General features: G+C 41.6%; 7 protein-coding genes. 3 read left to right on the top strand and 4 right to left on the bottom strand.

What is annotated here, in order from left to right:
- Nucleotides 1–12: 12 nt before the first annotated feature.
- Nucleotides 13–210 carry a hypothetical protein gene (locus SFRI_RS09165; RefSeq protein ID WP_011637248.1) on the top strand — a complete coding sequence of 66 codons (198 nt, stop codon included), beginning with the start codon at nt 13–15 and terminating at the stop codon, nt 208–210.
- 278 nt (nt 211–488) lie between these two features.
- On the top strand, nt 489–731 hold the full coding sequence (locus SFRI_RS09170) for a YecH family metal-binding protein (protein WP_011637249.1): 243 nt from the start codon (nt 489–491) through the stop codon (nt 729–731).
- A gap of 453 nt (nt 732–1,184) precedes the next feature.
- Here SFRI_RS09170 and SFRI_RS09175 read toward each other — a convergent pair whose 3' ends face one another.
- The 4 genes from SFRI_RS09175 to SFRI_RS09190 form a co-directional block, all read right to left on the bottom strand.
- Nucleotides 1,185–3,167, bottom strand: a complete 1,983-nt coding sequence (locus SFRI_RS09175) for an alpha-amylase family protein (RefSeq protein WP_208855593.1) — start codon at nt 3,165–3,167, stop codon at nt 1,185–1,187.
- A gap of 98 nt (nt 3,168–3,265) precedes the next feature.
- The gene (locus tag SFRI_RS09180; RefSeq protein ID WP_011637251.1) at nt 3,266–5,185 is read right to left on the bottom strand and encodes a glycoside hydrolase family 13 protein; all 1,920 of its coding nucleotides are present in this window, start codon (nt 5,183–5,185) and stop codon (nt 3,266–3,268) included.
- A gap of 62 nt (nt 5,186–5,247) precedes the next feature.
- On the bottom strand, nt 5,248–6,771 hold the full coding sequence (locus SFRI_RS09185; protein ID WP_011637252.1) for a tryptophan halogenase family protein: 1,524 nt from the start codon (nt 6,769–6,771) through the stop codon (nt 5,248–5,250).
- Nucleotides 6,772–6,887: 116 nt separating this feature from the next.
- Nucleotides 6,888–9,608, bottom strand: a complete 2,721-nt coding sequence (locus tag SFRI_RS09190; protein ID WP_011637253.1) for a TonB-dependent receptor — start codon at nt 9,606–9,608, stop codon at nt 6,888–6,890.
- 504 nt (nt 9,609–10,112) lie between these two features.
- Between SFRI_RS09190 and SFRI_RS09195 the strand changes: the two genes are divergently transcribed.
- Nucleotides 10,113–11,747 carry an alpha-glucosidase family protein gene (locus tag SFRI_RS09195; RefSeq protein ID WP_011637254.1) on the top strand — a complete coding sequence of 545 codons (1,635 nt, stop codon included), beginning with the start codon at nt 10,113–10,115 and terminating at the stop codon, nt 11,745–11,747.
- Nucleotides 11,748–11,800: the final 53 nt, after the last annotated feature.

Below are 11,800 nucleotides of genomic sequence, written 5' to 3' on the forward strand. Positions count from 1 at the left end.
AGGTATATTTATATGTCCGATATACAAAATATAGAAATTGAACGCTACCATGACCAGATCACCGAAGATGTTCGTCAACTCGTAGAGCGATATCGCGAAATTATGGCCTGGGATGTCCCTGATAATGACACTGTGGAAGCTGATAGGCTTATATTTCAAGCCATTCATGCTGCCGTTGTTGAAATTGAAACAAGCTCAATAAAAGTGTGACGTCATGAACGTAGCCGTGAATATAGCAGCAGATGTTGCTAAAGTTATTGTGATCTGACAACTGGTTTTATTGAGATTTAACCAGAAAATCTTTTTTACGCTATGATTTTTTGGTTTTTATTAGCGCCTCTTATGCCGGTAAATTGAGTGTTATCGGCATCAATTTCAATATAGGCGCCAACAATAATATTTTTCAAATCTTGTGTGTGAGATCGGTATTTATAACTAAAAAATACGTTATAAAATACAAATAAATTACACCTTTAATTGGAGATACAATGTCAGAATCAGTTCACGGCCATAAAGTGATGGAAATGATGCTAACCCATGGCTCTGCGTTAACAAAGCATGATCTTAAAACGATGATGCATACTGAGTTTGGCGCAGAGACTCGTTATCATACTTGTTCAGCAACCGAGATGGATGCTGAGATGTTGATTGAGTTTTTAGAAGGCAAAGGCAAGTTCATCCCAAGCGAAGGTGGCATTACAACCGCTAAAGATAAAATCTGTAATCACTAGGTTGGTTGAATTTAGCTGGTTAAATTTTTTTAAATAAAAGCACTTGAATCGAGGCGAGTGAATTCTTGCCTAGTAATCTAAGCAACACTCGCTTAATAAATAATCGCTCAACAAAGAGTAAAGTGCTTTCATACGAACGATTCCGACAGCGTTTGTTGGCTATATCTACTTGATTATCGGCTTTTATGTAGGTTAACATCACCGTAAAGCTTCTGTTTTGTCACTCACTGTTTACGCTATGAACCAACAATGTGTTGCAAAACAGCCTTAAAAGATTAGCAACCCTTAATCATTTACATCAATAAATTGTAGCTTAGACCTCGCTTTATCTAGCGAGGTCTAATGCATTAATCTCGATTGACAGTCATGCTTTTATCATATTTAAAGCATTTACAGCAACGGGTTATTATCTATAGAGCCGTGATAATATCTCTTAAGTTGTTCTTGAATATATTATTTATTTACTCCAAGAATCACAGACTGTAAAGGGGATAGTTCAATGTTAACACTAGCACTGCCATCTTTATTCAATATGAGTTGCTGATTGAGTTGAGCGTTTTTCAGTAAATCTGTCAGTTTTGCATTTTCCAAAAGATGCCAAGCTTGTATTAGTGAGCTTGGTAGCTCAAGGGTAAATTGTTTGCCCTGGACTTGACTAAAGTTACTGACAATAATCAATTGCTGAGTATCGCTAAAACGACTAAAAGCAAAGACGCTGTCGTCATAACCCACAACCTTATTTTGGCGCTGTAGTCTATCTAGTTCCCTATATTCACCGCTTAGTGCCGTTGCTGTGTGGCTTAAGTTAAGCAGTGTTTGATAATAAGCGCGTAATGTCTTTTCCTTAGATGTTGACTGTCCGCCATCAAACTTGCCGTTGTTCATCCAGCGTTGATGAGCAGGCACGCCAACATAATCAAAAATACTGGTGCGAGTCGGTTGTCCAAAGCCTGCATTTTCAGCGCCTGATTCACCTACTTCTTGACCAAAATACAGTAAGGTGGGAGAGCGACTTAACGTTGCAGACACCACCATCGCTGGCAGTGCATTAAATGGATTTCGAGCAAAGTCGGCTGTGTTGATGCGTTGTTCGTCGTGGTTTTCTAAAAAATGCAGCATATGCTGATCGATGTCGCTGACTTTGGCTTGAACTGTGGCAATGGCTGCTGTACTGGCCTTACCTTGAATTATGGCTTTTAAGGTGTCATATAAATCGACTTTGTCGTATAAGTAATCCATTTTACCTAAATGAATATAATCGCGATATAAATCGGGGTTATACACCTCAGCCAGAATAAACGCATTTGGGTTGGTGTGCTTAATGTGGCTGTTGAGGTAACTCCAAAATTCAACTGGTACCATTTCAGCCATGTCGTAGCGAAAACCATCTACGCCTTTGGCTAGCCAATATTGGGCGATGTGCTCAAACTTACGCCATGAATCTGGAATGTCATCGGCCGCTTGTGCTTGCCAAAAGGCTAAATGCTCGGCTGCGGTTTTATTTGCATAATCATTAGGCAGTGCAGGGAAGTCATGGCTGCCATCGGGTTTGACTCCGTAATTTATTTTAACGGTTTCGTACCAATCGTTAGCATCGGGCTTGGCTAAACGTGAGCCGTTGCCGGTCCATTTTGCCGGTGACTCGGCAAACTTTGCGTCGATGAGGGGATGTGTTTCGCCGCCTAATGGCAGATAACCATCCGATGCTTGTGGGACTTGAAAGTCTTCACCGACCACATAATAGAAATTGTTGTGTCTACTATAGGTGTTAGTTTTATCGTCGTTAGCACCAAAGTCTGGCTCGCCTTTTGGCGCTGAAATAGAATGATAATTGCGCGCGACATGATTAGGCACTATGTCGATAATTACCTGCATGCCATTGGCATGAGTACGACCGATTAAGGCTTCGAATTCTGCCAAGCGATTAGCCGGATTATCAGCTAAATCTGGATTAACGTTGTAGTAGTCTTTTACCGCATATGGTGAGCCCGCGCGGCCTTTTACCACATCAGGATCATCATTACTAATACCATCATCCGTATAGTCATTGACCAACGCATGATGCGGTACGCCGGTATACCAAACGTGAGTGGTGCCTAAGGATTTAATATCTCGTAATGCCACATCGGTAAAATCACTGAATTTTCCTACGCCATTTTCGGCAATAGTTCCCCAAGCTTTATTGGTGGTATTGGTGTTGCCATACAGGCGAGTGAATACTTGATATACCACCGGTTTGGCTGTTGTAGCAGTTTGGTTTATTTGAGTAACTGATACGTTTTCGTTATCGTTTTTTACCGCAGTATCAGTTTGTTCAACGGTATTGGGTTGGCAAGCGCTTAATCCTAATCCCAGCATACTGGCTAGTACCAATGCCTTAGAGGTTGGGGAAGGTCGGTGAAGTTGGCTTGCTAACGGTTTAATGATGGTGCCCATGAGTCTCTCTTTTATTATTTTTATGGGAGTGGTTCTATTGAAGAACATAGAACCACTCCTTAATTTCAAATAACGGATCAAAATATCAGTGATAAAAATCAACGGTTCAGTTTAAGAATCGTGACACCTTTATTGGATAACGTAAGCGGTTTAGATAATGAATACGTTTGTTTGTTGATAATATCAACGCCAGCAGTGTTGTGATTAATAGCAGGTTTAAAACGTTGTAAATCAAGCTCAATGGCGTGGCTGTTTTTATTGTAAATGATCAGTAACGTTTCATCGCCTTGATGACGACTTTGAACATAAACACCGTCTTTTGGCACAAAGTGCTGTAATTTACCCTGTTGAATCGCTAATGAATTTTTACGGTAATTTAATAATGTACGTACGAAGGTAAGTGCTTCGGTTTGTTGTGCATTCAAACCTTTACCTGTAAATACATTGACACTGTCTTGCGGCCAGCCACCTGGGAAGTCTGCGCGTACAGCTCCGTCGTTACGGTCTTCTGTAGGACTTTGCATGACTATTTCTGAGCCGTAAAATATTTGTGGAATACGATTGCTGGTCAGTACATAAGCCATGGCCATTTTGTACAGTTCAATGTCGTTTTTCATTAAACTGTAAATACGGTTAGTGTCGTGATTACCTTCAAATAACACTAACTGGCTTGGATTGGCATACACCACATCGTTAGCCAACATTTGGTAAAGATCGATAAATCCAGCTCCCCAATCTTCCTCTTTGGTTAAGCTTGCTATAAGAGTGTCATACAACGGAAAATCCATCATGCTAGGTGCAAAAGATTGATAACCATCTGCATTTTTCTTTCCAGCTTGCCAGTAGCTTACCGTCACTGGGTTACTACTCCATTCTTCACCAACAATATTAAAATGCGGGTATTCATCCATAATGGCCTTTGACCATGCTGTTAGAAAATCTTTGTCAGCATAAGAGTAGGTGTCTTCGCGAATACCGCTCAGCCCCGCGTATTCAACCCACCAAATACTATTTTGAATTAAGTATGTTGCCATGTGCGGATCGCGTTGATTGAGATCTGGCATAGTGACGTCAAACCATCCATCGCTAAAATCTACCGTGTCTGCATTCACAGAGTAAGGATCTTGTACGGTAGTGCGTCTATGGCTTGAGTAACTGACATCTGTCGGATCATTGACCCAACGTGATTGACCATTAATCCAAGTGTTACTCGGCATACTGCTCATCCATTTATGACCGGATCCCATGTGATTAACAACCACATCTTGGATGATGCCAATGCCAAAGGTTTGCGCTTCTTCTACCAAGGCTTGGTATTCTTGATTGCTACCAAAGCGAGGATCAATGTTATAAAAGTCTGTAGTGGAATAGCCGTGATAAGAATATTTTTGTTGGTTATTTTCAAGCAATGGATTAATCCACAACTGAGTCACGCCTAAATCATGCAAGTAGGGCAGTGCTTTGCGGATCCCCATAATATCACCACCATGGCGACCACCGTCAAAACTACGGTCAGCTTTTTCAAGCATGTCTGGATGGTTATCGTTGTCGGGATTACCGTTAACAAAACGATCTGGAGTGATTAAGTAAATCACATCTTTATTACTAAACCCTTGGCGATCGCGTGAGCCTTTTTGACGTGTTTGCAGCACATAATCAAATTGTTCAACTAATTGTTCGCCTTTATATAAACCCAAAGTAAGTCGTTGTGGTTTAGCTTGGCTTAAGTCCAAATTAATAAATAAATGGTTGTTACTGTCAGTTTTATCAACGCTGTTGAGTGTGACACCTTGAGCCTTGATTAATTTCACTTGGGTGTCACGAATGTTATCGCCAGCAATCAACAGTTGTAACTTAGGTTGTTGCATACCCGCCCACCATGACATGGGTTCGACGTTAAGTGCGGCATTCACCGACATGGCGCTGACACTGAGCGCACAGCCCAATAATAAACGTGATGCGAGCTTGCTGATGCGGTGTTGGCCTAGTGGCGTTGGGTGTGAGCAATGTGATGACATGATTACTGGTCCTGTTCTATTTAATTTGTTTTTATTCTTTTGACTGATAGTTAATCAATCGCTTAACATTTTTTTATATAGGCTTCATGGGTCGGCATTTGGTTAACCGTGGTGGCAATGACCTTACGGATATTGCTTAAATAGTCTGTTAAATCGACTTGGCTGACAGCTTGGGTAAGTGGATGATAATCTGAAGGAATAATGCCTTGTCCTAACATTACCTGGATCCAAGCTGCTTCGGTAAAGAGTTCATCTTGATGCCTGAAAACCGTTGCAGTGGATTTAAATAAATCGATTTTTCGTTGCAAGCTTTCGGGGATGTCCATATCGCGACATTGCTGCCATAAACCGTGTTCACCGTCGGCAGATTGTTTTGCATTAAGATGATAATGCAAAATAATAAAGTCGCGGATTTGTTCAAACTCGGTTTGTGATTGGCGATTAAATTCATCAATTTGGTGCGATTGAATGCCGTTTCGGGGAAATAATTTGGTTAAACGAATTATCGCCGATTGGACTAAATGTAAGCTGGTGGACTCTAACGGTTCTAAAAATCCGCTCGATAACCCAATAGCAACACAGTTTTTATGCCATTGCTTGACTCGCCTGCCAGTGGTGAAGTTAATTTTACGAGGCTCGGCTAACGGTTTTCCGTCTAGGTTGGCTAATAAATGCTGTTTAGCTTGTTCGTCGCTCATATGTTGGCTGCTATACACAATGCCATTACCAGTGCGATGTTGCAGTGGAATACGCCATTGCCAACCAGCATCATGAGCGGTTGCTTTAGTGTAAGGAATGACAGGAGAGGTGCTTTCACAAGGCACGGCATATGCGCTGTCACAGGGTAGCCAATGCTGCCAGTTTTCGTATTCTACCCCTAATGCTTTTTCAATCAATAAAGCAGAAAAACCCGAACAATCAATAAATAAGTCACCATTAATGCAGTCACCATTTAGTAACGTGACACTGTCTATCGAGCCATCATTGGAGAGTTTAGTACTGGTTATAGTGCCTTCAACCCGAACAACACCACGTTGTATGCTGTATTGACGTAGTAAGTTGGCATACAAACTGGCATCAAAATGGTAGGCATGGGTGATACCACTCATCTGCGCTTGAGCAATCGTTTGAATAGGTTGGAATTTATTGTGTTTAGCGGCCTGATAATTCAGCGAGTATTGCCAAAAACCTTTGGCACTAAATGTACTATGATCTTGTTGGCCACAATTAGCTTGAGCGCTGAGCCAATAATGATGAAAAGAGGTAAAACCTAAGTCACGGCCAATATTACCAAAAGCGTGCATGTAGGCATCGCCATTCTTATGCCAGTTTTCAAACTCGATGCCCAATTTGTAGGTTGCTTGGGTCGCTTTAATAAAGTCTTTCTCGCTGATGCCTAACACGCTGTTAAATATCTGCAGGGGCGGAATGGTGGCTTCACCAACACCTATAGTGCCGATGGTGTCAGATTCAATGAGAGTGATATTAAGTTGTTTTTTAAACAATTTTGCTAACATGGCTGCGGTCATCCAGCCCGATGTTCCGCCGCCTACAATGACAATGTTTTTTATTCTCGTTTGATCCATTGTTATCGCCTTTTTAACTATTTTTGATTTATTTTTACTGAATCCGATATTGTAAAAAAGCCCCTGTAATAGGTTACAGAGGCTTTTTTGTCGGTTTAGTACATCCTACAAGCCCATTAGAACTTGTAGTTTGCGCCTAACATAAAGTTACGACCGTAGTTTTGATAATCACGTACTAAACGTTGATCATCACCTGTGTACGATGTAAATGGCTCGTTAGTTAAGTTGTTTATTTGGAACTGCACCGATAAACCGTATAGGGCATCGATACCGCTTTCAGTAAAGTCATAACCAATTTGTGCATCAACAACAGTTTCAGCTTTTATGTTAACGTTTTCACGCTGTAGACTGATTTTAGTTACTTCACCTAAGAAGTCACTACGATAGCGTGAGCTGATACGTGCTTCAAAACCAGAGTTTTCATAGTAAACAGTGGCATTGAAGGTTTTTTCAGAAAGGCCTGGCAGAGTCGATGGATCACTGTCTGACGTTTCTTTCACTTCGCTGTCGTTGTATGAACCACTTAAGATGGTACCAAAACCACTTAGAGAATCAGCAAACAAACCAAAGTCGATTGATAATGATGCTTCAATACCTTGTACATAACCGCCATTACCGTTTTGAGGTTGGCTGACATTCCCAATTGGGTTGTCACCTGGGTTTTGTGGCAAAATAGTGCTGAAATCAAAGTTAGTTTGTTGATCATAAACGTAGTTTTCTAAGTCTTTATAGAAAACAGCTACGGAGAAATAACCTTGGTCACTAAAGTAGTTTTCATAGCTTATGTCGTATTGACGCGCTAACCATGGACGTAGCTCAGGATTACCTGCACCACCTGACCAGTTAACACCGTCATTTGGGTTTTGGTTGTAGCTAAAGTTAACGTTAGCGTTCATTTTATCCATACGAGCACGAGTTAACGTACGCGCAGCAGCAAAACGCAACATTTGACCATCGGCAACTTCAAAACCTAAGTTCATGCTAGGTAACCATTCAAGGTATGAATCACCAGCAGTACGAGGCGTTAATGTCACTACACCGTTTTCAACTGTCGCCACAGTACCGTCTGAGCTTTGGTCTGTGTGTACAGCTTGAATGCCGACGTTACCGGTTAATGGAAAACCAAATAATTCTGACTCTAGGTTGGTTTTAACATAAAAAGTAGAGACTTCTTCTGATACTGCCCAAGAGTTTGTCGCACGTGATAAATCTACATCAGCAACGTCTGTTTCGGTATAACCACCATCGTTATAAAACGCTAGCGAGTCATAACTCAGTACATCACCCATGCCAAAGAAATCGAGCGAGGTTGGCGATAATAAGTATTGCTCTGGTACGGTTTCTAAGTAGTCATCAGAACCGTCATAACCGGCCAACGTTAGATAGTAACCTTTATCAAGCTTGCTTTTATCGCGATTTGTGCGGTTAACACCAAACTCAACGCTGCGCACGGCACCGTCATCAAACACATATTCTGCGCTTAAACGGAATGATTTAAGCTCATCATCAATTTCTGGCTTGTTGATAAAACCGTCTTGAGTATTGGCACCAAGTGGGCTACCCCAACCAAGTGGGTCGCCTAATTTGATGACATTAGGATCGGCATAATTAAGGTCATGGGTAAAGTTATAACCGCCATTACCATTGTAGTTAAAACCTAGGTCATCAACTGCGCCAACACCGGTGCCACGGCCTGTACCGGTATAACTTTCCATACCAATATCGGTACGTTCAGCTTTTGATAAAGCGATATCAGCTTCAACGCTCCAATTGTCATTGATGGTGAACTTGTTGTTCCAGCCAATTGACAGTGATTCAGCATCACGTTTGTTGACATCGTTACGGATAACGACTTCGGCGCCATTAATGGTTCCTTGGGTCACTAAACCAGCTTCGGTTGTTGTCGAGGTGACACCACCGTTAGTGCCCCAAGCAGCAGGAATTTCGATACCACGTAAACGCTGGTCATCAGTGAACTTTGTATAGTAAATATCAACAACTGAAGTGAATTTTTCGTTAGGTGCGTATTCAAATACAGCTAATATACCATCACGTTCTAATTCACTTGAACGCACAAATGGTTTTGCGCCACCTAAAACACTGTCTCCAGCATCATTTTCTGGATAACCCCATGCCTGCCAGCGTTCTTCTTGGTTTGGTGACATCATGCGGGCATAACCTAACGCAATACCGATAGTGTCGTCTGCAAACTGGTCGATGTATGAAATACTGCCACGATAACCAGTGTCACTTGAGCCACTGTTAAGTGAACCTAAGTCGTTCATTTCGCCACGAAGCGACATCGCAATAGTTTGCTCGCCATGGGTTAATGGGCTAATAGTTTGCATATCTACCGTGCCGCCAATGGCTTGTGCCATTACAGAAGCATCTGGTGTTTTGTACACAACAACACGATTTAATAATTCAGAAGGGTATTGGTCAAACTCAACACCACGGTTGTCGTTAACCGAAGCTTGTTCGCGACCGTTTAATGTCGCGGTAGTGAAATCTGGGCCTAAACCACGGATAGAGATAACGTTTGCACGTCCATCTAAACGTTGTGCTGATACACCAGGTAAGCGGGCGAGTGACTCTGCAATACTAACATCTGGTAATTTACCAATGTCTTCGGCAGAAATAGCTTCAACAATGGATGATGAAGACATTTTTAGTGATTGTGACTCTTGTAAACTGCGACGAATACCAGTGACTTGAATCACTTCGATATTTTCTTCGGCAGTTTCCGTAGTATTAACGTCATCCGCAGCGTAAGCACTCATGCTTGCACCTGCAGCAACTAACGCTAGCGTAAGTAGGCTCGGTTTAAATAGCAACATTCATCTTTCCCCTTTAAGTGGATACTTAACAACTTGAAGTCCAGGTCGAGTGTTAGTGTCCTTTTGAATTTTGGTTACAGTCTTTATTGTGTTTTTTCTTCAGCATGCTTAATTAACTTTATAAGTGACTGCATAAGTGCCGAAGTTATGACCAAATTGTTGCACAACAGTGACGATACTACTCCCAGTACAGTTTTGCCGACAATATTATGCATACGTATTCAACGTTATTAGTGGCGAATTAGTGGCTGGATTTTACAATTGTGAAACATCTTGGTGGTGCCATTTATACTAGTTAATCTGTTGTATTTATGTACCTTTTATTGATTTTAATATGTGCGATAGATCAATTAATTCTTTGCATACGTATGCAGGTGTATTGAACCTGATTTCCTTATTCACGTATCCTCGGGGTAATGAAAAACAACAGCGAGCTGTTACCCAGCCGCAACATCAAGGTAACTCATAGGTGTTTTGGGGTTAGCTTAATTCTAAGGGGAAGCAATGGATCAGGTAACCTGGTGGCGCGGTGGAGTGATATATCAAATCTATCCACGCAGTTTAATGGATTCTAATGGTGACGGTGTCGGCGACTTGCAGGGCATCATTGCTAAACTTGATTATATTGCCAGTTTAAATGTTGATGCAATTTGGATTTCGCCTTTTTTCAAATCACCAATGAAAGACTTTGGTTACGACATTAGTGATTATCTTGAAATCGACCCACTGTTTGGCACCATGGCCGACTTTGACCAACTTATTGAGAAAGCCCATCAACTAAATATAAAAGTGGTGATTGACCAAGTACTCAGTCATACCTCAGATCAACATCATTGGTTCGAGCAAAGTCGTCAAAGTCGTGATAATGATAAAGCCGATTGGTATGTATGGGCCGATCCAAAAGATGATGGCAGTGCGCCTAACAATTGGCTCGCTATTTTTGGTGGTTGTGCTTGGGAATGGGAACCACGCCGTCAGCAATACTACTTACATAATTTTCTTAAAAGTCAGCCTGATGTTAATTTCCATTGTCCGCAGGTTCGTCAAGCTGTGCTCGATAATGTTGAATTTTGGCTTAAAAAAGGCGTTGATGGTTTCCGTCTAGATGCGATTACATTCTGTTATCACGATGAACAATTACGTGATAACCCTGCTAAACCAAAAGATAAGCGTCAAGGCCGTGGCTTCAGTGAAGATAACCCTTATGCTTACCAATACCATTACTACAATAATACTCGCCCACAAACAGTTGGTTTTATTGAAGAGTTACGTGCATTAATTAATCGTTACCCTGGCGCGGTTACTTTAGGTGAAGTGTCATCTGAAGATTCACTTGCCACGATGGCTGAATACACCCAGGGTGATGACCGTTTACACATGGCCTACAGTTTTGAGTTGTTAACGGATGACTTTAGCGCGGCTTATATTCGCCAAACCGTTGAAGAACTGGAAGCCAGCATTGGTGATGGTTGGCCATGTTGGGCTATCGGCAATCATGATGTGAAGCGTGTTGCATCTCGTTGGGGTAAAGACAGTGTTAACCCAACAATGGTGAAAATGCTCAATGCGATGTTGTTTTCATTACGTGGCAGTGTGTGTAGTTATCAGGGTGAAGAATTAGGCTTAACTGAAGCTCCGATTGAATTTAGTCAATTACAAGATCCATTCGGAATAGCGTTTTGGCCAATGTTTAAAGGCCGTGATGGATGTCGCACGCCAATGCCTTGGGTAAAAGAAGCGCCTAATGCAGGTTTTAGTGACGCAACACCTTGGCTACCAATAGATCCGTTACACAATAATAGTGCCGTAGATGTACAAGAAGCAGATCAAGATTCAATACTGAACAGTTATCGTCATTTTTTACTGTGGCGCAAACAGCAAAATATCCTGATTGAAGGTGATATTCAGTTTATTGATAGCCATGCTGATGTATTAGCGTTCATCCGCAGCAAAGATCAACAACGAATATTAGTCCTGTTTAACTTATCTGCAGCGCAACAAACCTTTGACCTAAAAGAGTTACCTTTATCTTCGATCTTAGAGGGCCATGGTTTACTCAGTGGCGCGCAAGATAAACAGCATCCAGCGACCATTGTGTTACCAAGTTTTGCCAGTTTTTATGGTTTGCTTGGAAAGTAGTGTGACTAAGCCGAAATACTCATGTATTTCGGCTTTTTTGTTTCGATAGTTTT

This window comes from Shewanella frigidimarina NCIMB 400 (genome assembly GCF_000014705.1).
In the GTDB taxonomy this organism is placed as follows: Bacteria; Pseudomonadota; Gammaproteobacteria; order Enterobacterales; family Shewanellaceae; genus Shewanella; species Shewanella frigidimarina.